The sequence below is a fragment of the Streptococcus vestibularis ATCC 49124 genome, assembly GCF_000188295.1.
Taxonomy (GTDB): Bacteria; Bacillota; Bacilli; order Lactobacillales; family Streptococcaceae; genus Streptococcus; species Streptococcus vestibularis.
Genome location: NZ_GL831112.1, coordinates 1,280,734 through 1,303,424, shown reverse-complemented (window position 1 = coordinate 1,303,424; position 22,691 = coordinate 1,280,734). Strand labels below are relative to the sequence as shown.

At 39.8% G+C, this 22,691-nt stretch carries 20 protein-coding genes, 3 tRNA genes, 1 other RNA gene and 1 pseudogene; 22 read left to right on the top strand and 3 right to left on the bottom strand.

The genetic code is table 11. The features are described 5' to 3' along the window. Nucleotides 1–404: 404 nt before the first annotated feature. From parC to HMPREF9425_RS06345, 12 genes and pseudogenes are all read left to right on the top strand, one after another. Nucleotides 405–2,861 (top strand): DNA topoisomerase IV subunit A, encoded by a 2,457-nt coding sequence (gene parC, locus HMPREF9425_RS06395; RefSeq protein WP_003097608.1) that lies wholly within the window; start codon nt 405–407, stop codon nt 2,859–2,861. A gap of 156 nt (nt 2,862–3,017) precedes the next feature. Then, nucleotides 3,018–4,049, top strand: a pseudogene (locus HMPREF9425_RS06390) (branched-chain amino acid aminotransferase); the annotation flags it as partial. 118 nt (nt 4,050–4,167) lie between these two features. Continuing rightward, nucleotides 4,168–4,398 carry a DUF2969 domain-containing protein gene (locus HMPREF9425_RS06385; protein ID WP_003097605.1) on the top strand — a complete coding sequence of 77 codons (231 nt, stop codon included), beginning with the start codon at nt 4,168–4,170 and terminating at the stop codon, nt 4,396–4,398. Between the two features lie 60 nt (nt 4,399–4,458). Then, nucleotides 4,459–4,539, top strand: a tRNA-Tyr gene (locus HMPREF9425_RS06380). 68 nt (nt 4,540–4,607) lie between these two features. Further along, nucleotides 4,608–4,679, top strand: a tRNA-Gln gene (locus HMPREF9425_RS06375). Between the two features lie 120 nt (nt 4,680–4,799). Continuing rightward, complete coding sequence (gene rpsA, locus HMPREF9425_RS06370) at nt 4,800–6,002, top strand: 30S ribosomal protein S1 (RefSeq protein ID WP_003094841.1); 1,203 nt, start codon at nt 4,800–4,802, stop codon at nt 6,000–6,002. A gap of 68 nt (nt 6,003–6,070) precedes the next feature. Further along, nucleotides 6,071–6,142: transfer RNA gene (locus HMPREF9425_RS06365), tRNA-Arg, on the top strand. A 294-nt stretch (nt 6,143–6,436) separates the two neighbouring features. Beyond that, nucleotides 6,437–6,786: a transfer-messenger RNA gene (gene ssrA, locus HMPREF9425_RS09500) on the top strand. A gap of 44 nt (nt 6,787–6,830) precedes the next feature. Beyond that, complete coding sequence (locus HMPREF9425_RS06360) at nt 6,831–7,451, top strand: DUF3862 domain-containing protein (protein ID WP_003097599.1); 621 nt, start codon at nt 6,831–6,833, stop codon at nt 7,449–7,451. A 245-nt stretch (nt 7,452–7,696) separates the two neighbouring features. After that, complete coding sequence (locus HMPREF9425_RS06355; RefSeq protein ID WP_003093909.1) at nt 7,697–8,206, top strand: TVP38/TMEM64 family protein; 510 nt, start codon at nt 7,697–7,699, stop codon at nt 8,204–8,206. Beyond that, on the top strand, nt 8,184–9,419 hold the full coding sequence (locus HMPREF9425_RS06350) for an aminoacyltransferase (RefSeq protein WP_003097596.1): 1,236 nt from the start codon (nt 8,184–8,186) through the stop codon (nt 9,417–9,419). Before HMPREF9425_RS06355 ends, HMPREF9425_RS06350 begins: the two co-directional genes overlap by 23 nt. Before the next feature lie 99 nt (nt 9,420–9,518). Beyond that, nucleotides 9,519–10,481 (top strand): Gfo/Idh/MocA family protein, encoded by a 963-nt coding sequence (locus HMPREF9425_RS06345; protein WP_003097594.1) that lies wholly within the window; start codon nt 9,519–9,521, stop codon nt 10,479–10,481. Nucleotides 10,482–10,520: 39 nt separating this feature from the next. Here HMPREF9425_RS06345 and HMPREF9425_RS06340 read toward each other — a convergent pair whose 3' ends face one another. The 3 genes from HMPREF9425_RS06340 to HMPREF9425_RS06330 form a co-directional block, all read right to left on the bottom strand. Continuing rightward, a complete protein-coding gene (locus tag HMPREF9425_RS06340) occupies nt 10,521–10,823 on the bottom strand; it encodes a DUF1827 family protein (protein WP_002885967.1) in 303 nt (100 codons plus the stop codon). Further along, nucleotides 10,820–11,284 carry an NUDIX hydrolase gene (locus HMPREF9425_RS06335; RefSeq protein ID WP_003094661.1) on the bottom strand — a complete coding sequence of 155 codons (465 nt, stop codon included), beginning with the start codon at nt 11,282–11,284 and terminating at the stop codon, nt 10,820–10,822. The genes HMPREF9425_RS06340 and HMPREF9425_RS06335 overlap by 4 nt, the downstream gene beginning before the upstream one ends. A 142-nt stretch (nt 11,285–11,426) precedes the next feature. Continuing rightward, nucleotides 11,427–13,697, bottom strand: a complete 2,271-nt coding sequence (locus HMPREF9425_RS06330; RefSeq protein WP_003094803.1) for an ATP-dependent Clp protease ATP-binding subunit — start codon at nt 13,695–13,697, stop codon at nt 11,427–11,429. Nucleotides 13,698–13,938: 241 nt separating this feature from the next. Here HMPREF9425_RS06330 and argF point away from each other — a divergent pair, with 241 nt between their 5' ends. The 10 genes from argF to HMPREF9425_RS06280 all read left to right on the top strand — a co-directional run bounded on the left by argF (nt 13,939) and on the right by HMPREF9425_RS06280 (nt 22,590). Next, nucleotides 13,939–14,919: an ornithine carbamoyltransferase gene (gene argF, locus HMPREF9425_RS06325; RefSeq protein WP_003097591.1), complete on the top strand. Its 981-nt coding sequence runs from the start codon at nt 13,939–13,941 to the stop codon at nt 14,917–14,919. A gap of 68 nt (nt 14,920–14,987) precedes the next feature. Then, nucleotides 14,988–15,218: a DUF1797 family protein gene (locus HMPREF9425_RS06320; protein ID WP_002885970.1), complete on the top strand. Its 231-nt coding sequence runs from the start codon at nt 14,988–14,990 to the stop codon at nt 15,216–15,218. Nucleotides 15,219–15,485: 267 nt separating this feature from the next. Further along, nucleotides 15,486–16,166, top strand: a complete 681-nt coding sequence (locus HMPREF9425_RS06315) for an amino acid ABC transporter permease (RefSeq protein WP_002886081.1) — start codon at nt 15,486–15,488, stop codon at nt 16,164–16,166. After that, complete coding sequence (locus tag HMPREF9425_RS06310; RefSeq protein ID WP_003094046.1) at nt 16,166–16,900, top strand: amino acid ABC transporter ATP-binding protein; 735 nt, start codon at nt 16,166–16,168, stop codon at nt 16,898–16,900. The genes HMPREF9425_RS06315 and HMPREF9425_RS06310 overlap by 1 nt, the downstream gene beginning before the upstream one ends. 172 nt (nt 16,901–17,072) lie before the next feature. Then, nucleotides 17,073–17,549, top strand: coding sequence for a ferrous iron transport protein A (locus tag HMPREF9425_RS06305; RefSeq protein WP_003094204.1), 477 nt, complete (start codon nt 17,073–17,075; stop codon nt 17,547–17,549). Continuing rightward, nucleotides 17,546–19,684, top strand: a complete 2,139-nt coding sequence (gene feoB / locus HMPREF9425_RS06300) for a ferrous iron transport protein B (RefSeq protein WP_003094165.1) — start codon at nt 17,546–17,548, stop codon at nt 19,682–19,684. Before HMPREF9425_RS06305 ends, feoB begins: the two co-directional genes overlap by 4 nt. A 17-nt stretch (nt 19,685–19,701) precedes the next feature. Then, nucleotides 19,702–19,842, top strand: a complete 141-nt coding sequence (locus tag HMPREF9425_RS09495) for a FeoB-associated Cys-rich membrane protein (RefSeq protein ID WP_003094518.1) — start codon at nt 19,702–19,704, stop codon at nt 19,840–19,842. A gap of 236 nt (nt 19,843–20,078) precedes the next feature. Continuing rightward, nucleotides 20,079–20,207, top strand: coding sequence for a hypothetical protein (locus HMPREF9425_RS10530; protein ID WP_282645294.1), 129 nt, complete (start codon nt 20,079–20,081; stop codon nt 20,205–20,207). Between the two features lie 688 nt (nt 20,208–20,895). Next, complete coding sequence (locus HMPREF9425_RS06285) at nt 20,896–21,750, top strand: bifunctional methylenetetrahydrofolate dehydrogenase/methenyltetrahydrofolate cyclohydrolase (RefSeq protein WP_003097586.1); 855 nt, start codon at nt 20,896–20,898, stop codon at nt 21,748–21,750. A gap of 3 nt (nt 21,751–21,753) precedes the next feature. Beyond that, a complete protein-coding gene (locus tag HMPREF9425_RS06280) occupies nt 21,754–22,590 on the top strand; it encodes an NAD(P)H-hydrate dehydratase (protein ID WP_003097583.1) in 837 nt (278 codons plus the stop codon). Nucleotides 22,591–22,691: the final 101 nt, after the last annotated feature.

The window sequence follows — 22,691 nt, the reverse complement described above, 5'->3', positions numbered from 1 at the left end:
TGAATTAGACTTTTAGTATTGTATACACCGATAGTATTTCGTCTATGCATACTTAAGGTAATTGAATCCAATATTGGAGATCCAGAAAGTTTTTTAGAGGCAAGCTTTCTCATGATGATTGTACAGGAAAGTGTGATTGTCTAAAAAGATGGGGTTTGCCTACAATCATAAAGAGGATGAGAGATGACGGCTTATGATAAGGAGAAACTCCCTAATCACTGATTCAATAATCTATTTTAAACACTTTAAACTACAGAAAGGGTCGTTTGGTTACTGAATGTAACTGAACACGGGACTAATTTCTTAGGAAAAAAGATAAATCGCCTTGGGCTTATCGAACCCTACATCGATTTCCTATTTTTCGACAGAAATTTTCGGCAAGCCGAATCGTCCCTTTGTATCTTATGTCTAATATTCAAAACATGTCCCTTGAGGACATCATGGGGGAGCGTTTTGGACGCTACTCCAAATACATTATTCAGGAGCGTGCGCTTCCTGACATTCGTGACGGTTTGAAACCCGTTCAACGTCGTATTCTTTATTCCATGAATAAGGATGGCAATACCCATGATAAGGGCTATCGTAAATCTGCCAAGTCGGTGGGGAACATTATGGGTAATTTTCACCCACATGGCGATAGTTCCATTTATGATGCCATGGTTCGTATGTCTCAGGATTGGAAGAATCGTGAAATCTTGGTTGAGATGCACGGTAACAACGGTTCTATGGACGGTGATCCACCAGCAGCCATGCGTTATACAGAGGCACGCTTGTCAGAGATTGCGGGCTACCTTCTTCAAGATATCGATAAAAACACAGTCCCATGGGCTTGGAACTTTGATGATACAGAGAAGGAACCAACAGTCTTACCTGCAGCCTTTCCAAACCTTTTGGTCAATGGTGCGACAGGGATTTCTGCTGGTTATGCCACAGACATTCCACCGCATAATCTATCAGAAGTCATCGATGCCGTTGTTTACATGATTGATCACCCATCTGCTAAACTGGATAAATTGATGGAATTCTTGCCTGGTCCAGATTTCCCAACAGGGGCTATCATTCAGGGTAAAGATGAGATTCGCAAGGCTTACGAAACTGGTAAGGGCCGCGTCGTTGTGCGTTCATGTACTGAAATTGAACAACTCAAAGGTGGTAAGGAGCAAATCATTGTTACTGAAATTCCTTACGATGTTAATAAGGCAGTTCTTGTTAAAAAAATCGATGATATTCGTGTCAATAACAAGGTTCCTGGCATTGCAGAAGTTCGTGACGAGTCTGACCGTACAGGGTTGCGTATTGCTATCGAGCTTAAGAAAGATGCTGACAGCCAAACCATTCTTAACTATCTTTTGAAATATACGGATCTTCAAGTCAACTACAATTTCAACATGGTGGCCATCGACAATTTCACCCCACGCCAAGTGGGCTTGCAAAAGATTTTGTCAAGTTATATTGCCCACCGTCGTGATATTATCGTTGCTCGTTCAAAATTCGACAAGGAAAAAGCTGAAAAACGTCTTCATATCGTTGAAGGGCTAATCCGTGTCATCTCTATTTTGGATGAGGTTATTGCCCTTATCCGAGCTTCTGAAAATAAGGCAGATGCCAAGGAAAATCTTAAAGTCAGCTATGATTTTTCAGAAGAACAGGCCGAAGCTATCGTGACCTTGCAACTTTATCGTTTGACCAATACGGATATCGTTACTCTCCAAAATGAGGAAGACGATTTACGTGAGCAGATTGCGACTTTGGCTGCCATCATTGGAGACGAGCGTACCATGTTTAATGTCATGAAGCGTGAGCTCCGTGACATTAAGAAGAAATTTGGTAATGACCGTCGTTCAGAGTTGCAAGCGGAAACCAAGACCATTGAAATTGATACTGCAAGTCTGATTGTTGAAGAAGAAACCTATGTCAGCATCACTCGTGGTGGCTATGTCAAACGTACAAGCCCACGTTCTTTCAATGCTTCAATGATTGATGAAGTCGGAAAACGTGATGATGATGATTTGATTCTGGTTCAGCAAGCTAAGACGACACAACACCTCTTGATTTTCACTAATCAGGCCAATGTGATTTATCGTCCAATTCATGAGTTACCAGACATTCGTTGGAAGGATTTGGGAGAGCATTTATCACAAACTATAACTAATTTTTCGAAAGATGAAGAAGTGCTTTATGCAGAAATCCTGGATGATTTTGAAACGGGTACTTACCTAGCAGCTACCAAGCTTGGTCAGATTAAACGTTTCGAACGCAAGGAATTTACACCATGGCGTACCTACAAGTCTAAGTCGGTTAAATACGCTAAACTCAAGGATGATAGTGATTTTATTGTTACAGTCACTCCGATTCAATTGGATGATATCATGATTATCACTCAAAAGGGTTATGCCCTTCGCTTTAATGCGGACGAAGTGCCGGTAGTTGGTGCCAAGGCAGCAGGTGTTAAGGCAATCAATCTCAAGGATGATGATACCGTCCAGGCTGTCTTTGTGGCAAATACTCAAAGTTTCTACCTTCTGACACAAAGAGCTAGTCTCAAACGTGTGGCTACAGCCGATATTCCGCAGGCTAAGCGGGCTGGTCGAGGTCTCCAAGTTCTTCGTGAGCTTAAGACGAAACCACATCGCGTCTTCACTGCGGGTCCAGTCTTTACGGAAAATGCTGGTGGCGAGATAGATCTTCTAGCGACACCAGTAGAAGAGACTCCTCAGACCTTGCTTGTAACAGCTACAACAGGTGAAACGGCGGAGGTTGACTTGTCCCTTCTAAATCTTTCAGACCGTACTAGCAACGGTAGTTTCATTGAAGGATTAGCAGACAAAGAAGTCTTTTCTGCCAAGATTATTGAAAAATAAAGATAAGAAAGCTTTGTTCTCTTACTAGAGAGCAGAGTTTTTTTCTTTGTTGGGCAAAATAAGTGTTTTAAAAAGAATTGTCAGAATTTTGCAACATAACCTTGAAATTTTCAATGAAAAGTACTATACTAGAAAGCACATAGTAACAGAAAAGAGGACATAAACATGACAGTTGATTTAGACTGGAAAAATTTAGGATTTAATTACCGTAAACTTCCATTCCGTTATATTTCATATTACAAAGACGGTAAATGGGATGATGGGCAATTGACTGAGGATGCAACCTTGCACATCTCAGAAGCATCTCCAGCCCTTCACTATGGTCAAGAAGCTTTTGAGGGTCTTAAAGCTTACAGAACTAAAGATGGTTCTATTCAATTGTTCCGTCCAGATGAAAATGCCAAACGTTTGCAACGTACTGCGGATCGTCTTTTGATGCCACAAGTTCCTGTTGACAAATTTGTAGATGCATGTAAACAAGTTGTACGTGCAAATGAAGAATATGTTCCACCATATGGTACTGGTGCAACACTTTATCTTCGTCCACTCTTGATCGGGGTTGGTGACATTATTGGTGTTCACCCAGCAGATGAGTATATCTTTACAATTTTTGCTATGCCAGTAGGGAACTACTTCAAAGGCGGATTGGCTCCAACGAATTTCCTTATCCAGGACGAATATGACCGTGCTGCACCACATGGTACAGGTGCTGCTAAGGTTGGTGGTAACTACGCGGCAAGTATGTTGCCAGGTAAGATTGCACATGACAGTAACTTCTCTGATGTTATCTACCTTGACCCAGCAACCCACACTAAGATTGAAGAAGTCGGTTCTGCAAACTTCTTTGGTATCACAGCTGATAACGAATTTATTACACCACTCAGCCCATCTATCTTACCATCAATTACGAAATTCTCATTGCTTTACTTGGCTGAAAATCGTTTTGGTATGAAAGCTATTCAAGGTGATGTTAAGATTGCCGAGTTGGATAAATTTGTCGAAGCCGGTGCCTGTGGTACAGCTGCTGTTATCTCACCAATTGGTGGTGTCCAACACGGTGATGACTTCCATGTCTTCTATTCAGAAACAGAAGTCGGACCTGTAACACGTAAACTTTATGATGAGTTGACAGGTATCCAATTTGGTGATGTTGAAGCTCCAGAAGGATGGATTGTCAAAGTTGACTAATTCTAAGTAAATAAATGGTTATTTTAAAGCTTGCTCTTGCAAGCTTTTTTCTTTTTCGGTAAAATTAAGAACATATACTAAGAAAGGATGGCTCGATTTAGGTATCGGGTATAAATCTATGAGTAAAAAAGACAAAAAAATTGAAATCCAAATCAAAGATGCCAAAGTCATTGTAAACAAAGCAACCATTGAAGGTTTTGAGCTTCTTGTTGGTAAGAAAGTCATCGGACAAATTGTAGAAATCGATGGGAAGTTTGCCGTTGTTGATAAAGAAAACGTAGCAGGTTTCCACAATAAAATGGATGATGCAATAGCTGCCATTATCGAATCCTACAATCTTAATCATTAAAATCCAAAGTAAAGGCTTGCTTTGGTCAAGAAACTGTGTTATACTATTTCTTGTTCTTAAGGAGAGATAGCGAAGAGGCTAAACGCGGCGGACTGTAAATCCGCTCCTTCGGGTTCGGGGGTTCGAATCCCTCTCTCTCCATGTCTAAGAAACTGAATCGGAATATTCGATATCAAGTGCTTAGATATTTTTTTATAGCATTTTGCTATTGGGGTATAGCCAAGCGGTAAGGCAAGGGACTTTGACTCCCTCATGCGTTGGTTCGAATCCAGCTACCCCAGTCAAAGGTATCGGGTGCATTGGCACCGTCTATGTTAATAATTGTCTTTGCGGGTACCTTGAAAAATATATTGTTATCAAGGGTCAGAATTGGCTGGCTCTTGTTGGAGGATCTTTTTAGAATGAACGAATTTGAAGAATTGCTAAACAGTGTTAGCGAAGTTAACACAGGTGACGTTGTAACAGCTGAAGTTATCTCAGTAGATAATGATCAAGCAAATGTTGTTATCGAAGGAACTGGTATCGAAGGTGTTTTGACACGTCGTGAATTGACAAACGACCGTGACGCAAACGTTGCAGACCTTGTTAAAGTTGGTGAAACACTTGAAGTGCTTGTTCTTCGTCAAGTTGTTGGTAAAGATACTGATACTGTAACTTACCTTGTATCTAAAAAACGCTTGGAAGCTCGCAAAGCTTGGGATAAACTTGTTGGTCGTGAAGAAGAAGTTGTTACTGTTAAAGGAACACGCGCTGTTAAAGGTGGACTTTCAGTTGAATTTGAAGGTCTTCGTGGATTTATTCCAGCTTCAATGATCGATACTCGTTTTGTTCGTAACACTGAACAATTTGTAGGTCAAGAATTCGACGCTAAAATCAAAGAAGTTGATCCAGCTGAAAACCGTTTCATCCTTTCACGTCGTGAAGTTGTTGAAGCCGAAGCTGCAGAAGCTCGTAAAGAAGTCTTCTCTAAACTTGAAGTTGGTTCAATCGTAACTGGTAAAGTTGCTCGTTTGACAAGCTTCGGTGCTTTCATCGACCTTGGTGGTGTTGACGGACTTGTTCACGTGACTGAATTGTCTCACGAACGTAACGTTTCACCTAAATCAGTTGTATCTGTTGGTGATGAAGTTGAAGTTAAAGTTCTTGCTATCGACGAAGAAGCAGGACGTGTATCGCTTTCACTTAAAGCAACAACACCTGGACCATGGGATGGCGTTGAACAAAAACTTGCTGCTGGTGATGTAATCGAAGGTAAAGTTAAACGTTTGACTGACTTTGGTGCTTTTGTTGAAGTATTGCCAGGAATCGATGGACTTGTTCACATCTCACAAATTTCACACAAACGTGTTGAAAATCCAAAAGATGTTCTTTCAGTAGGCCAAGACGTTACAGTTAAAGTTCTTGAAGTAAACGCTGACGCAGAACGTGTATCACTTTCTATCAAAGCTCTTGAAGAACGTCCAGCTAACGCTGAAGGCGAAAACAACGAAAAACGTCAATCACGTCCACGTCGTCCAAAACGTCAAGAAAAACGTGACTATGAGCTTCCAGAAACTCAATCTGGATTCTCAATGGCGGATCTTTTCGGAGATATCGAATTGTAAGATAATAAAGAGGCATGTAAACATGTCTTTTTTTATATTTTAGAGTATGCTATAATAGTATACTGTTAGCACCCTTAGTGTAATGGATATCACGTAAGATTCCGGTTCTTGAGATAGGGGTTCGATTCCCTTAGGGTGCAAAGAGGAAACGTTGAGAGAGTAATGCTTTCAGCGTTTTTTAGTTGTTAAATTTATCAAGAGTACTCTGTAAATTCAGGGAATGTTAGAAAAGGTAAATGAGATATAGTATCTTTAGAGTTTAGGGAGAAAGTCATTGAATAGTAATTTGTAATAATAACCGAATTATCTATTTCTGTAAATTGGGTAGAGAGCTAGATGCTAATAAATCGTACATAGTCTATACTTTTGTGTATATTTTGGTAATCTTTTGCTATTTATTAAAAATTTTGCTATAATACTCAGTATCTCATATTGGGGTCGTTACGGATTCGACAGGCATTATGAGGCATATTCTGCGACTCGTGTGGCGACGTTAACGCTCAGTTAAATATAACTGCAAAAAATACTAATTCTTACGCTGTAGCAGCCTAAACACCTGCTCGCGTGACTTCTAGCAGATTGCTTATGTTTGCTTAGAGGTTTTATTGATTTATAAGCTACGTTTGACCATTGCCTAGCTGGTCGAAAAGAGATTTATAGGCTCGCATATAGAAGGCTTGAGTTATGTGTCGTCTATCTGTTAAATGAAAGACATAACCTATGGTTGTAGACGAATATGTTGGCAGATGTTTGGACGTGGGTTCGACTCCCACCGGCTCCATAAAAAACTTGAGGCGTCAGCCTTTTATTTGTGTATAGGAACTTATTATGAAAAAACTTTTGTCTTTGACCGTTTTAGGTCTCTCACTTTTTTCCTTAGCTGCTTGCGGAAATTCTTCGTCTAAGACTGAGACGAAAGGATCTTTGGATAATGAAGCATCCAAGATTTTGACTGTTAAGCATGGAAATGTTCGTCAGAACTTTGATAAGATTACCATGGCAAATGCTTCTCAGGAGTTTTCTGGGGGATCAAATCTTGATAGTTTGAAGGGGTTGTTTGGTGAGCCAACATCAACTAGTCAGGAGCAGGCAGGAGACGCGACGCTTGATGTCTATAATTGGCAGTATGATAATGTTGTTGTTACAGCAAAACTTTTTAACAATAGTACCGTTGTTAAGTCAATTTCAACTTTTTCTTACGTTCGGGATTCTAAAATCACTTTGAAAATGTATGAAGATCTTAAAAATGGAACTAGCTATGATAATGTGGTCAAAACACTTGGGGTACCAGATGTTTATTCTATCGCTGTTTCTTCTGATGCGACAATGACACAAGCACTTTGGTCATCTAACCTTGTAACTAAGAAAGGGAAAACAGGTAGCCTTACTCTTAACTTTAAAAATGGTGCCTTGGAAAACAAGTCTCAAGAAAATTTGATTAACAAGTAATCACAGTAAAAGATGCCTTTCTAAATCAATGAAGGTATTTTTTTGTTATAATAAAAGGAGTGATTAAATTTGTGGAAATATAATGACTAAAAAGGGTGTTTTTTATAGGGATAGCAGGTTTAATTCTGGTATTCTTATGGTCTCTTTTAAATAACTTTATCCCCTAAATCAAGAAGTGGACCAATGCTAATCATGATCAAGTCTTTTTAAAAGAGGTTTTTAAGCAGGCTAAATTCCAAAACGAAATGATACTTCTTAGTCTAATGATTCTGTCATCAGCTATTCCTGGAGTTTCAAGTTCTATTTTTTGCATTTTTGTTGGGCTACTCTATGTCCCTTTGCTTGTGATTCCGATGAATATTATTGGGAATACTTTTGGAAATTTGACTAGTTTTGAAATTCTGAGAAGACTTGAGAGGTCTAAACGTATGGAGAAACTCCTAAACTATGTTGAGTCCTTTAAACATCGCTTTATTGGGATTTCACTGGCCTTTTCTACTCCTTTTATCCCATCAGCTTTGGTCAATTATGCTTGTGTTCAGATGAAATTACCCACAAGAACAAGGATTTTAGCGACACTAATTGGAGTGGCACCACTCTCTGTTGTTTATGCAGTCAGTGGGGACTTGTTGCTTAATATCCGTCCAATCCGAATACCATTAGCGTCAGTACTTGACCTCTTGCTGTTTATCTTACTCGTCATTTACTTTATCCATTTTAGGAAGGAAAAAAATGAGCTTCATTCAAGTAACTAAAGAAGAATTTAACACACATGCTCAACAAGTGTCTGAGCGTTCTTTTATGCAAACTGAGGAAATGGCTAGGCTTCTTGAAAAACGTGGGTTTAGCATTAGCTATGTCGCTTGGAAAGAAGGAGACCAGCTAGAAGTCTCAGCAATTGTCTACAGCATGCCTATGACTGGTGGGCTTCGTATGGAGGTGAATTGTGGACCGATTCACTCAAATGCAGCTCATCTGAGCGACTTTTACCAAGGTTTGAAGGATTATGCTAAGGAAAATGGTGCTCTTGAACTATTAATCAAACCTTATGATACTTATCAAACTTTTGACAGTAATGGTGACCCAACTAGTGATGAGCAGAAGCAGTTGATTAGTCAATTGACTGATTTAGGTTATAGCTTTGATGGTTTACAGACAGGCTATCCTGGTGGTGAGCCTGATTGGCATTATGTGAAGGACCTATCAGGGATTGCGGAAAAAGATCTCATCAAATCATTCAGTAAAAAAGGGAAACCTCTTGTAAAAAAAGCCAAAACATTCGGGATTAAACTGAAAAAATTGAAACGCGATGAGTTATCGATTTTTAAAGAAATCACTTCAGCGACCTCTGATCGTCGTGAGTACAGTGACAAAACTTTAGATTATTATCAAAATTTTTATGATGCTTTTGGTGATAATGCTGATTTTATGGTAGCTACCCTGAATTTTCAGGATTACTTTGATCATTTGGAGAGTGATCAGGCAAAGTTAGGAGCTAGAATTGTCAAATTGCAAGCTGATTTAGAGGCCAATCCAAAATCTGAGAAAAAGCAAAACCAATTGCGAGAGCTATCAAGTCAGTTTGCGACCTTTGATGTTCGAAAGGGCGAAGCGACTGCCTTTATTGACAAGTATGGTCAAGAAGATATTGTCCTAGCTGGAAGTCTCTTCGTCTACACACCTCAAGAGGCAGTCTATCTTTTCAGTGGCTCTTACCCTGAATTTAATAAGTTTTATGCACCAGCACTCTTGCAAGAGTATGTAATGACACAGGCTATTAAACGTGGCGTCAGCTTCTATAACTTCCTTGGTATTATGGGAATTTTTGATGGTTCTGATGGGGTTTTGCGATTTAAACAAAACTTTAATGGTTATATCGTTCGTAAGATGGGAATTTTCCGTTATTATCCACAACCGCTTAAATATAAAGCGATTCAAGGAGTTAAGAAACTGCTTGGACGTCATTAAGTCTCGGAGGGCTTCTATTGGAGTCCTCTTTCATTATAGTTCTGTTTATAGAATTATGCCGTATAGTAAGAGAGTTTAGAGGAAGAAGGAGGTAAGTTGATGAAACTTGCATTATTAGGGACAGGGATGATTGTTACAGAGGTCCTTTCTGTGTTAACGACTATCGAGGGAATTGAGCTGGAGGCTATAATGTCGACACCACGATCACTTGATAAGGCTGAAACTTTAGCCAAGCAGTATGGTCTTACTCAGGCGACAAGTGATTATGCAGCGATCTTGTCCAATCCGGATGTTGACACCATTTATATTGGAACACCTAATCATACCCACTATGACTATGCCAAGCAAGCACTTCTAGCTGGCAAGCATGTCATCTGTGAGAAACCTTTTACCCTGCATTTGGAAGAGTTTGAAGAGCTGATTAAGCTTGCTCAAGAAAAAGAGCTTCTCTTGATAGAAGCAATAACAAATCAATATCTGGAAAATTTTAAAGTTATCAAGGACTCCTTATCTGAAATTGGTGATATTAAAATTGTTAACATCAATTATTCCCAATATTCGTCACGTTACGATGCCTTTAAGCGAGGAGAGATTGCACCTGCCTTTAACCCTAAAATGGGTGGTGGAGCACTTAGAGATCTTAATATCTATAATATTCACCTTCTTGTTGGACTTTTTGGTAAGCCTAATCGTGTGGAATATCTACCTAATGTGGAGCGAGGAGTGGATACGTCAGGAATCTTAGTTTTGGACTATGGTAACTTTAAGGCTGTTGCCATTGGAGCTAAAGACTGTAGTGCGGAGATCCGTTCAACTATTCAAGGTGATAAGGGAGCCATTACTATTTTTGGTGCAACCAACACCCTTCCTGAAATTGGTCTTACTCTTAATGGTCAAGAAGAGACTGTGATTAATCTTAATAGTCCAAAACATCGTATGTATGATGAATTTGTATCTTTTGAAAAGATGGTAGCGACCAAGGATTTTGACAGTGTTGCCAAGCAGTTGGAGCATAGCCACCAGGTCATGGAAGTCTTGGATCAAGCTTCTAAAGTTTTATAAAAAAAGAAGCTGTGGCGGTGGCCACGGCTTCTTTTGAATTTATACAGTTGTTGGGAATGAAATCTCAATCAATTTGTCAGTGTGTACTGTTCTAAGTTTGTCCATCAAAACGATATCTTTGTCGATTTTTCGTTTAAGGAAGAATTCACGGATAACTTCTAATTCGTTGTCTTTAACAGCACGATGTTTATTTGAAATCAAGAGTTCATAATGTTTAGGTGCTTGTGTAAAGACAACATCAGTATTCCCAGCAGAGTAGGTCTCTACGAGAAAGGCATCCGTGTTGTCTAGTTGGTTTTGAACGAGTTCTTGGTGTGTACGGGTCGTATTAATGAGTTTCATAGTTTCCTCCTAAGATTTGCCAGGTTGTTTGCTTTCCATTGTTCGATTCCCCATTTATGACTGCCACGTTTAAGTTTAGCAATGGCTTCATCAATTGGAAACCAGGCCAGGTTATTGAAATCTTCGAGAGGTTTGCCAATTTTTGAAAAATCTACAACTTCATAAATATAGGCTGGATTGTAATAGTAAGTGTCACGGTGGCTTGAATAGAAGTATTCATCAGCCTGGCCATAGTACTGGCCTAAAGTGGCTGTAAACCCAAGTTCTTCAATTAACTCGCGTTCTAATGCGCTATAGTGATCCTCGCCTGCTTCGATTTCTCCACCTGGGAGAAACCAAGCTCCGTTAGGAGCCTGGACTAAAATAATCTTTGTCTTTTCTTGGTTAGGAATCACAGCATAAACACCGTAACGTGTTTGATAATGAGCTCCCTCAACCTTGTCACCAAATGTTGGATTCATGAGTTGCTCCTTACGTTTATTTGCCTATATTATACTAAAATTTTGCTCATTTTCCTATTGATTTAGGCAGAATTAGGGATAAATTTGAAAATAGGAAATGAAAAGATAAATAAACCAAGTCGTAATGACTTGGTTTATTTGTTTAATCAGATTCTTTTGCTGCCTCAGCTTTTTGAGTATTTTTTTCGACTTTTTTAGCAGACTTAATGGTAATGTGGCCTTTTGAAGTCATGACTGCCTTGAGATCTTTTTCGTTTGGATTTTCAAGGTAGAAGTCGGTAATGGCATCTTCAATATGGTCCTGGATGGTACGACGTAGTGGTCGAGCACCCATCTTAGGATCGTAACCAAGGTCAACCAATTTTTCCTTAACTTTCTCTGTTACACTGAGGTGGATACCGTTGTTAGCCAAGCGTTGGTTGACATTATCAAGCATGAGGTCCACGATAGTAAGGAGATTTTCTTTGCTAAGGGCAGAGAATTCGATAATACCGTCAAAGCGGTTCATGAATTCAGGACTGAAGAAATCTCCAAGTTGGTTAAGAACAGAATTGGTACGATTTTCACGAGTAGCTCCAAAGCCAACGCTAGCTTCAACTTTACCAGTACCAGCATTTGATGTCATGATGATGATGGTATCCTTGAAGCTTACAGTGCGCCCTTGACCATCAGTCAAACGACCGTCGTCGAGTACTTGGAGGAACATGTGAAGAACGTCTGGGTGAGCTTTTTCAACCTCATCTAAAAGAATAAGTGAATAAGGATTACGGCGGACTTTTTCAGTCAACTGACCAGCTTCGTCGTAACCAACATATCCTGGAGGGGCACCAACCAATTTAGCAACAGCGTGTTTTTCCATGTATTCTGACATGTCGAAACGAATCATACTGTCAGCTGAACCAAAGAGTTCAATAGCCAATTGTTTAGAGAGCTCAGTTTTACCGACTCCTGTAGGACCTACGAAGAGGAAGCTACCAATTGGGCGGTTTGGAGCACCCAATCCAACACGATTACGGCGGATAGCTTTGGCAATCTTATCAACTGCAGCATCTTGTCCGATAACATGTGATTTAAGATCATCGGCAAGACTAAGAAGTTGTGATTGTTCTTTTTCTTTCAAATCACCGACAGGAATATTGGTCTTTTGTTCCACAATAGCTTCGATATGTTTTTCGGTGATGACAGGCATATCCTGGTCTTTGATGGTTTGCTTTTGCATTTCCTTGTATTTGGCAATTTGGTCACGGAAATAAGCAGCTTTTTCAAAGTCTTCGTCACGAGTAGCCTGAGCTTTAAGATTCTCTGCTTCAATCAAACGTTTATCGATGTTCTTAGGATCGATAAAGTTGAGGGTCAAGTTCATCTTCGAACCAGCTTCATCCAGAAGGTCGATGGCCTTGTCTGGCAAGAAGCGGTCTTGAATGTAGCGGTTGGACAATTCTGCAGCTGCAGTAATCGCTTCGTCCGTATATTTGACGTGGTGGTAGTCTTGATATTTAGGCTGAATACCACGCAAAATTGTGATTGTTTCCTCAACTGTTGGCTCATCTACCTTAACGGGTTGCATACGACGTTCGAGTGCAGCATCTTTCTCAATGATACGGTATTCGTTGAGTGTTGTTGCTCCAACAAGTTGAAGCTCTCCACGGGCAAGTGCAGGTTTTAAGATATTTCCAGCATCCATATTGCCATCCCCAGCATTACCAGCTCCTACAATTTCATGGATTTCGTCAATAAAGAGGATAACATCCTGACGTTGACGAATTTCTTCCATGAGTTTTTGCATGCGTTCTTCAAATTGGCCACGGATACCAGTCCCTTGAACCAGGCTGACCACATCAAGACGGATCACTTGCTTGCCTTGGAGTTTTTGTGGCACATTACCGTCAACAATTTTTTGGGCAAGTCCTTCGACTACAGCGGTTTTACCAACACCAGGCTCACCGATGAGAACAGGATTGTTCTTGGTACGGCGGTTAAGAATTTCGATGACACGAATGATTTCCTCGTCACGACCAATGACAGGATCAATGTCTCCACGACGAGCAATATTTGTGATATTAATTCCAAATTCTTCAAGAAGGCCTTGAGGTTGTTGAGTAGCTTGTTGGCGTGGTCCTTCTGGACGGCCTGGCCCTTGTGTATTGCCACCGTTTCCTCGGTTACCACCTTCTTGTGTTGGAGGTGTATTGGGAAGATCACCGTTAGAAGAACGGAAATTATTTAGGTCGCTGAAGAAATCATCGAAGAAGTTGGAACCTCCTGTTTGATTGAATTGATTGAGGGGGTTTTTGGGGTCAGATTTCATGATTTTATAACAATTTTGACAGAGGTCAACTTGTTGCTGATTACCATTTACATTGGTATATAAATGAATACTAGCTTCATTAAGGTTACAGTTTTGACAGAGCATATCAGTACCTCTTTTCTATTTGAATTGGGAAAGACCTTTATTGAAAAAAACTTGGTCAAAAAAGGTCAAATCTATGACTCCATTATAGCATGCGGGAGGTAGATTGCAAGTAAAAAGCATCTATATTTGGCACTCTCTTGGCAAGAGTGCTAATATTGAATTTTAATTCAAAAACACTTGTATAAAATGAATAAATAATATATAATATTTATATATTATTCAGAACGGAAGAGAGATACATATGACACAAACTAAATCCTTTTTGAGAGAAATCGACTTTACTAAGCAGGAACTAGAGGAGTTGATTGATTTATCCATAAAATTTAAACAGTTAAAGAAAGATAGAATTCCGCATAAATATTTAGATGGTTTAAATATTGCCTTGATTTTTGAAAAAACATCTACAAGAACCCGCTCAGCTTTTACAGTGGCCGGTCAGGACCTAGGTATGAATGTGACCTACCTTGGTGCTGGAGACATTCAGATGGGTAAGAAGGAATCTGTTGTTGATACGGCCAAGGTGCTTGGATCTATGTTTGATGGAATCGAATACCGTGGGTTTAAGCAAGAAGATGTCGAGGATTTGGCTAAGTACTCAGGTGTTCCGGTCTGGAATGGTTTGACGGATACCTGGCATCCAACTCAAATGATTGCGGATTTCATGACTTTGAAGGAGCGTTTTGGTAGTTTGGAAGATTTGACCATTGCCTATATTGGAGATGGTAGAAATAATATGGCCAACTCACTTTTGGTCACTTCGGCTATTTTAGGCGTTAATGTTAAGATTATTGCCCCAGAGGTGCTGCAACCCGAAGATGAGATTGTAGCCCTAGCTCAGAAACATAATAATGGTGCCGATTTAACCATTACAGATGATATTTCAGAGGTCAAGGGAGTGGATATGCTTTATACGGATGTCTGGGTATCTATGGGTGAAGAGGTAGATTTTAAATCTCGTATTGATTTACTCTTGCCTTATCAAATTAATGCAGACCTACTAGCCAAGACAGAAAATCCAGATGTTACCGTTATGCATTGTCTCCCAGCCTTTCATGATCTCAATACCCAAATTGGAAAAGAAATCTATGACAAATATGGTTTGGCAGAGTTAGAAATTACAGATCAAGTCTTCCAAAAATACAGTGACATCATATTCCAAGAAGCTGAGAATCGTATGCACTCTATCAAGGCCATTATGTACAATTCCTTGAAAAATATTTAAAATTCCCCCATTTTTCCCATAAGTGTGATAAAATAAGTAAGAAATACACAATTAATAGGAGAAATAACATGGAATCACATTTGGTGAGAATCATTAACCGTCTGGAAATGATGGCGGCTGATGGTGGTAATTTGAAACGTAATTTTGAACGCGAAGGAGTAGTTGTTGCCGAAGTATCATTTAGTAACGATCCTGAAAATGGTCCAGTGTTCACATTGCGTGATGTTGAAGCTCGCGAGTCATACTCATTTGATAGCATCGACTTGATTGCAATGGAAATCTATGATTTGCTTTACTAATAATTAATTTGGATCCTCAGATAGGGGTCCAAAAATTCAAAATGCCTGAGACTCAATAGTTTCAGGTGTTTTTTTAGGGCTAGAGTTTCAGTTTATGCTTGTTTTAATTACAAAAAATTGGAGTCACTTCAAAAGTTTTCGTAGAGTTTTTGATTGCTGTGCAATCTTTTATTTTTTATACTGAAATTCCGCATTTATAAGAAAAATACTTTATTATTATACAGTTTTCTGATATAATATTGAAGAATATTAGTAAGGAGTATCTTGATGAATTTTTCATTTCTACCACAGTTTTGGTCTTACTTTAACTATGGTGTCTTAGTAACAATTATGATTTCAGTCTGCGTGGTCTTCTTCGGAACCATCCTTGGGGTTTTGGTATCCTTGGCCAAGCGTTCTGGAATCAAACCTTTGGAGTGGTTGGTAAGCCTTTATGTTTGGGTTTTCCGTGGGACTCCTATGGTTGTGCAGATTATGATTGCTTTTAACCTCATCCACATGAATCTTCCAACTGTTCAGTTTGGGATTTTAAACCTTGATTTGTCACGTATCGTTCCAGGTATTATTGTCCTTTCTTTGAACAGTGGGGCTTATATTTCTGAGAGCGTGCGTGCAGGTATCGAGTCTATCCCTAAAGGTCAGGTTGAAGCTGCCTACTCACTTGGTATCCGTCCATGGAATACCATGCGTTATGTGGTCTTGCCTCAAGCTATTAAAAATATCTTGCCTGCCTTGGGTAACGAGTTCGTCACTATTATCAAGGATAGTTCACTTTTGCAAACTATCGGGGTTATGGAATTGTGGAATGGTGCACAAACTGTTGCAACTACAACCTACCTGACTTTGACACCGCTCTTGTTCGCAGCCTTCTATTATTTGATTGTGACAACGGCTATGACTGCACTCTTGAAACAAATGGAAAAACGACTTGGGGAGGGACGTAAATAATGGCAGAAACAATTATTGAGATTAAAAATCTCCACAAGTATTTTGGTAAAAACGAAGTTCTCAAAGGGATTGATTTAGATATTAAAAAAGGTGAAGTAGTGGTTATCATTGGTCCTTCAGGATCTGGTAAATCAACTTTCCTACGCTCAATGAACTTACTTGAAACGCCTACAAAAGGGGTAATTTCCTTTGAAGGTGTGGATATTACAGACAAGAGCAACGATATTTTTAAAATGCGTGAAAAGATGGGAATGGTTTTCCAACAGTTCAACCTCTTCCCTAATATGACAGTTAAAGAAAATATCACCTTGTCACCAATTAAGACTAAGGGTGTTTCTAAAGCTGATGCAGAAGCAAAGGCTATGGAACTTTTAGAAAAGGTTGGCTTGAAAGATAAGGCAGATGCCTACCCAACGAGTCTATCAGGTGGTCAGCAACAACGTATTGCGATTGCACGTGGTTTAGCTATGGATCCGGACGTTCTCTTGTTTGACGAACCTACATCAGCCCTTGATCCAGAAATGGTTGGTGAAGTTCTTGCAGTTATGCAAGACCTCGCTAAATCAGGGATGACAATGGCGATCGTTACCCACGAAATGGGCTTTGCCTACGAGGTAGCTGACCGTGTCATCTTTATGGATGGCGGTGTCATTGTCGAAGAAGGTACACCACAAGAGATCTTCGACAATACTAAGGAAGATCGTACCAAGGATTTCTTGAGTAAAGTTTTGTAATATATTCATTAAGTATGTATACATTGTTTGTGAAGGTTGGAACTTTTCCAGCCTTTTCTTTTTTGTGTTCTGCTTTTCTAGAATCATTCTTGTTTAGGATAATATTGCGGAAAAGATGGATAAATATGCTATAATGATGCCATATCAAAAATAATAAAGTAGGTCAAGAAATATGCTCATATATGATGCGGCCTTAAAAACGCCTTACCGGATTCTTGGCATTAACCTCCCTAAGGATAGTCTTTTACACTTATCTAACTTAGGGTTGGCTGCCGGTGAAACGATTGAGGTGGTAACTAAGACCAAGAACAGTGCTATTATTATCGTTAAGGGGAGTCGCTTAGCCTTTGATGCTTCGATTCTGGATAAGATTGATTTGGCACCTGCGGAGGAAGATCAGGAAAAGATACCTCTTTCTGAATTACCAGTTGGACGTTCGGCTATTGTTACTGATATTTTTTCAGCAAATGAAACCAAACGACGTCTTATGGATATGGGAATCACAAAGCGTACTCGAGTCTTATTGCGTAAGGTAGCACCTTTGGGAGATCCTCTAGAAATTAGCTTGAGAGGGTATGAATTAACTCTACGCAAGTCGGAAGCGCAAATGATTAGTGTGGTCATGCTGGAAGAGGGAGAGGAAAAATGACAGAAATTGCATTAATAGGTAATCCTAATAGTGGTAAAACCAGTTTATTCAACCTGATAACAGGGAATAATCAGCGTGTTGGTAACTGGCCGGGTGTTACTGTAGAACGAAAAAGTGGTCTGGTCAAAAAGAATAAGGATTTAGAAATTCAGGATTTACCAGGGATTTACTCAATGTCACCCTATAGCCCTGAAGAAAAGGTGGCGCGTGACTATTTGTTGAGCCAAAGGGCTGACAGTATTTTAAATGTAGTCGATGCGACAAATTTGGAGCGTAACCTTTATCTGACAACGCAGTTGATTGAGACAGGTATTCCAGTCACTTTAGCGCTTAACATGAGTGATGTTTTAGAGGCTCAGGGAAAACAGATTAATGTTGAAAAATTATCTTATCATCTAGGCGTGCCAGTAGTAGCTACTAGTGCTCTCAAGCAAACTGGTGTGGATCAGGTAGTGAAAAAGGCGTCCCATACGACGACTTCTACAGTCGGTGATATTGCCTTTCCAATTTATGATGATAAATTAGAAGCTGCCATCTCACAAATTTTGGAAGTTTTGGGAAATTCGGTGCCACAAAGGTCTGCGCGTTTTTATGCCATTAAACTCTTTGAACATGATGCTTTAGTTGAGGCTGATCTAGACTTGTCCCCATTTCAACGAAAAGAAATCAAAGATATCATTCGCATCACTGAGGAAATTTTCACAGAAGATGCGGAGTCAATTGTCATTAATGAGCGTTATGCCTTTATTGAACGTGTTTGCCAGATGGCTCAAAGTTATACAGAAGATTTTGACCTGACCTTGTCAGATAAGATTGATAGAATTGTCACCAACCGTATTTTGGCCTTGCCAATTTTCGCAGCAGTTATGTATTTGGTTTATTTCTTATCTATTCAGACTGTTGGAACCATGTGGACAGACTGGGCTAACGATGTGCTTTTTGGTAAGTATGTTCCAGATTTGGTAACTTCTGGTCTTGACTATCTTCAAGTTCAGGACTGGCTTAAGTCTTTGATTGTTGATGGGATTGTCGCTGGGATTGGGACAGTGCTAGGCTTCCTTCCTCAAATTTTTGTGCTCTTTATCTGTTTGGGTGTGCTTGAGGACATTGGATATATGAGTCGTATTGCCTTTGTTATGGACCGTATTTTCCGTCGTTTTGGACTTTCTGGAAAATCCTTTATTCCCATGTTGATTTCGACAGGTTGTGGGGTTCCAGCGGTTATGTCTAGTCGAACCATTGAAAATGAAAGGGACCGTCGCATTACTATTATGACGGCGACCTTCATGCCGTGTTCGGCCAAGTTGGAAATTATTGCCTTGATTGCTGGAGCTTTCTTTCCTAGTAATTCTTTTGTGGCACCAAGTACCTATTTTATTGGGGTGGCTGCTATTATCCTATCAGGTATTGCCCTCAAAAAGACGAGTTTTTTGGGTGGCTTAACCAGTCCGTTTATTATGGAATTGCCTGCCTACCACTGGCCTAAAGCCATATCGGTCTTACGTTATGCCTTTGGTAAGGCTATGAGTTTTGTCAAACGTGCGGGAACAATTATTTTCAGTTTGACTGTCCTGATTTGGTTCATGTCCAACTACAACTTTATGTTACAGACCGTTGATACGGAAATGAGTATCTTAGCGACTTTGGGTAAAGGATTGTCTTGGATTTTTGCACCTCTTGGTTTTGGAAATTGGAAGTCAACAGTTGCTGCTCTCACAGGTTTAGCAGCCAAGGAGACAGTTGTTGCCACCTTCGGAATTCTCTATCATAACAGTAGTGAGGCTGGTTTGGCTACGGCTCTACAAGCAGATTATTCTTCCTTAGCTGCCTATTCCTTCTTGATTTTTAACTTGCTTTGTGCACCCTGTTTTGCGGCTATTGGAGCTATTAAGCGTGAAATGGCCAGTCTTAAATGGACGGTTGGTGCTATCGGTTTCCAAACAGGTTTGGCTTATTGTGTGAGTTTAATTCTTTACCAGTTTGGCCAAGTTATCCTGTACGGCAAGTCAATGACAATTTGGACTTTTGTTGCTTTCTTACTTTTAGTTACTATGATTTACTTTGTTGTTCGTAAACCGCGTCAGATTAAGGATCAAATCATTAGCTTGGATAATCTTCAAGAAGCCCATATTTAGGTTTAGGAGGAATTGTTATGTCTACGTTTATTATTGCCTTCATTATTTTTGCTTTGGCTGGTCTTGGTATCCGTCACTATATTAAAGGAAAAGGTTCTTGTGGCGATTGCGAGTGCTCTTGTCCAGTCAAAGAAGAAATGCATAAAGCTAATCACTAATGGAATATAAGAAAATGAGCTTTTATTTGGATAAGGGGTCATTTTTTCTTACAATTGTGAGGAATGTATAAAGGTTTCCTAAGAGAAAGTATGATATGATGACATGGAAAGAATCTAGCGTGACTTAATAAAGGCGAAATGAAAGAAATGGGTTTGAACAGAGAGAGAGTGCCCTAATTCATGAGACCTGGTGTACTGATAATATTTGGGGAGAATTTGCGATAGGTCTCCGTCAGATGGAGTATACGGTGCATACACCTAGCTTTCGTTACCGTGACTTACCATATCAAGACTGTCTGACTAAAGTTGGTACCGTAACTTTGCAGGATTATCGAGATGATTTGGTGGCTTTGATCGAAAGTTAAAATCAGCCACCGCTTATTTTGGGACACTCTTTAGGTTGTCTGGTGGCATGATGGTTGCTGAAAAGACAGAAATTGCTGGTAGGGTTCTCATGTGACCTGCTCTGATAGCTGATATTTTTGCCTTTTATTCAACTATGCTAGCTTGTTTCGGCGAACACTTTTTACGTTGGGGTTTTTGGAAAAAAGCCATTCCACCTTATAAAAAAGAATTTTTTCAAGTATTGTATGAATGAGCAGGAGGGAGCTTTAAAAGAAGAAGTCTTTGCTATACTAGTGCTTGAGTCGGATATTACACTCAGATGGCCCTTCATTGATTTGATAAGACCAAGGCGGTTTACGTGAATTTTAGTAACATTTCGTGCCCTGTTCTTGTAAGAATAAGATGACTCATCCTAATATTGCTAGAAGAACAGCTAGGAACTACCGTGATTCAGTTCTTGTTTCACTAACGGGTGCAGATCACATGTATGAAAGTGGTAAATTTCAGTAAAAGACCTTAAGAGTTATTGAGGGATGGCGTCAGCAAAATTTTTGTAGATTAATGACGAAGAATAATCAGACGAAGTTGGGACAAATTCCCAGCTTTTTGTGTTTCATTTTAAATGTCTTTTTGAAAATTTTGAAAATTGAGTCACAAAGAGGCCTCCCTATGGTATAATTGAAAAAAAGTATGTATTGGAGAACACCCATGGCGATTATGATGGATGGTAAGGCCCTAGCTGTTAAAATGCAGGATCAATTGCAAGAAAAGGTAGCACGTCTAAAAGAAAAGGAATGGATTGTTCCAGGACTCGTGGTGATTATGGTTGGAGACAACCCTGCTAGTCAAGTTTATGTGCGTAATAAGGAACGTGCTGCTAAAAAGGCTGGTTTCCACAGTAAGACGGTCAATCTTTCTGAGAGTATCAGCGAGGAAGAATTGATTGAGGTTATTGAGAAGTACAATCAAGATCCGCTTTTCCATGGAATTTTGGTTCAATTGCCATTGCCAAATCATATTAATGAAATGCGTATCCTTTTGGCTATTGATCCTAAAAAGGATGTGGATGGTTTCCATCCTATGAATACTGGGAACCTCTGGAATGGTCGTCCTCAAATGGTACCTTGTACACCAGCGGGAATTATGGAAATCCTTCGTGAGTACAATGTTGAATTGGAAGGTAAGACAGCAGTTATCATTGGACGCAGTAATATTGTAGGTAAGCCTATGGCACAGCTTCTCTTGGAGAAAAATGCCACAGTTACTTTGACCCACTCACGTACGCCACATTTGGCTAAAGTTTGTAACAAGGCTGACGTTTTGATTGTGGCTATTGGCCGTGCAAAATTTGTAACGGAAGAATTTGTCAAAGAGGGTGCGGTTGTCATTGATGTAGGAATCAACCGCGATGAAGAAGGTAAACTCTGTGGCGATGTTGATTTTGATCAAGTGAAAGAGAAGGTTGGCATGATCACTCCTGTCCCAGGTGGTGTAGGTCCTATGACTATTACCATGCTGATGGAACAGACCTATCAAGCTGCTCTTCGTAGTTCGAAAGGATAGCTTATGAAAGTTGATGACGATTTAGTTAGGCAAGTGATAAGGCCTAGATTGAGAGAGTCTCACAAGGGCTCTTATGGTCGAGTGCTTTTGGTTGGTGGACTTTATCCTTATGGTGGTGCCATCATTATGGCTGCTATTGCCTGTGTCAACAGTGGTTCAGGTTTGGTTACAGTTGCTACAGATCGTGACAATATCACAGCCCTTCATGCTCACCTTCCTGAAGCTATGGCCTTTGACCTAAGGGAGACTGAAAGATTTCTTGATAATCTTAGGGCAGCTGATGTGGTATTAATCGGTTCTGGCCTAGGTGAGGAGGAGACGGCTGGTCGGGCTTTGGATTTGGTCTTGGCAAATATTAGGTCAAACCAGAACTTGGTTGTTGATGGTTCAGCTCTTAATCTGTTGGCACACAAAAAAAAGAGCAGTTTGCCAGAGTGTCACCTTATACTTACTCCCCATCAAAAGGAATGGGAAAGACTGTCTGGTTTAGCTATTTCAGAGCAGTCGGTTTCCAATACTCAAAGAGCCTTAGAGGAGTTTCAAAGTGGGACAATTCTAGTTGCCAAGAGTCATAAGACAGCTGTTTATCAGGGAGCAGAAGTAGCCCATTTAGAGGTCGGTGGGCCCTATCAGGCGACTGGAGGAATGGGAGATACCTTGGCTGGTATGGTTACTGGTTTTCTTGCCCAATTTGCCTCAACTGACTCTTACAAGGCAGTCATAATTGCGACTTGGCTTCACTCAGCTATTGCGGATAATATCGCTGAAAATGCTTATGTGGTTTTGCCAACTCGCATCAGCAAGGCTATTCCTAGCTGGATGAAAAAATTGTCATTATAAATCTGAAAACATGTCTCAAATTGAGGCAAGTTTTTTAAAATTTCGATATTTTTTTAAGTTTGCTGAAGATAATTTGTGATAAAATATAAGAAAATTCTTAT

Excerpts from the sequence above, each read along its gene's own strand:
- parC (WP_003097608.1), top strand. The coding sequence starts at position 405 with ATGTCTAATATTCAAAACATGTCCCTTGAGGACATCATGGGGGAGCGT.
- HMPREF9425_RS06385 (WP_003097605.1), top strand. The coding sequence starts at position 4,168 with ATGAGTAAAAAAGACAAAAAAATTGAAATCCAAATCAAAGATGCCAAA.
- rpsA (WP_003094841.1), top strand. The coding sequence starts at position 4,800 with ATGAACGAATTTGAAGAATTGCTAAACAGTGTTAGCGAAGTTAACACA.
- HMPREF9425_RS06360 (WP_003097599.1), top strand. The coding sequence starts at position 6,831 with ATGAAAAAACTTTTGTCTTTGACCGTTTTAGGTCTCTCACTTTTTTCC.
- HMPREF9425_RS06355 (WP_003093909.1), top strand. The coding sequence starts at position 7,697 with ATGATACTTCTTAGTCTAATGATTCTGTCATCAGCTATTCCTGGAGTT.
- HMPREF9425_RS06350 (WP_003097596.1), top strand. The coding sequence starts at position 8,184 with ATGAGCTTCATTCAAGTAACTAAAGAAGAATTTAACACACATGCTCAA.
- HMPREF9425_RS06345 (WP_003097594.1), top strand. The coding sequence starts at position 9,519 with ATGAAACTTGCATTATTAGGGACAGGGATGATTGTTACAGAGGTCCTT.
- HMPREF9425_RS06340 (WP_002885967.1), bottom strand. The coding sequence starts at position 10,823 with ATGAAACTCATTAATACGACCCGTACACACCAAGAACTCGTTCAAAAC.
- HMPREF9425_RS06335 (WP_003094661.1), bottom strand. The coding sequence starts at position 11,284 with ATGAATCCAACATTTGGTGACAAGGTTGAGGGAGCTCATTATCAAACA.
- HMPREF9425_RS06330 (WP_003094803.1), bottom strand. The coding sequence starts at position 13,697 with ATGCTCTGTCAAAACTGTAACCTTAATGAAGCTAGTATTCATTTATAT.
- argF (WP_003097591.1), top strand. The coding sequence starts at position 13,939 with ATGACACAAACTAAATCCTTTTTGAGAGAAATCGACTTTACTAAGCAG.
- HMPREF9425_RS06320 (WP_002885970.1), top strand. The coding sequence starts at position 14,988 with ATGGAATCACATTTGGTGAGAATCATTAACCGTCTGGAAATGATGGCG.
- HMPREF9425_RS06315 (WP_002886081.1), top strand. The coding sequence starts at position 15,486 with ATGAATTTTTCATTTCTACCACAGTTTTGGTCTTACTTTAACTATGGT.
- HMPREF9425_RS06310 (WP_003094046.1), top strand. The coding sequence starts at position 16,166 with ATGGCAGAAACAATTATTGAGATTAAAAATCTCCACAAGTATTTTGGT.
- HMPREF9425_RS06305 (WP_003094204.1), top strand. The coding sequence starts at position 17,073 with ATGCTCATATATGATGCGGCCTTAAAAACGCCTTACCGGATTCTTGGC.
- feoB (WP_003094165.1), top strand. The coding sequence starts at position 17,546 with ATGACAGAAATTGCATTAATAGGTAATCCTAATAGTGGTAAAACCAGT.
- HMPREF9425_RS09495 (WP_003094518.1), top strand. The coding sequence starts at position 19,702 with ATGTCTACGTTTATTATTGCCTTCATTATTTTTGCTTTGGCTGGTCTT.
- HMPREF9425_RS10530 (WP_282645294.1), top strand. The coding sequence starts at position 20,079 with ATGGAGTATACGGTGCATACACCTAGCTTTCGTTACCGTGACTTACCA.
- HMPREF9425_RS06285 (WP_003097586.1), top strand. The coding sequence starts at position 20,896 with ATGGCGATTATGATGGATGGTAAGGCCCTAGCTGTTAAAATGCAGGAT.
- HMPREF9425_RS06280 (WP_003097583.1), top strand. The coding sequence starts at position 21,754 with ATGAAAGTTGATGACGATTTAGTTAGGCAAGTGATAAGGCCTAGATTG.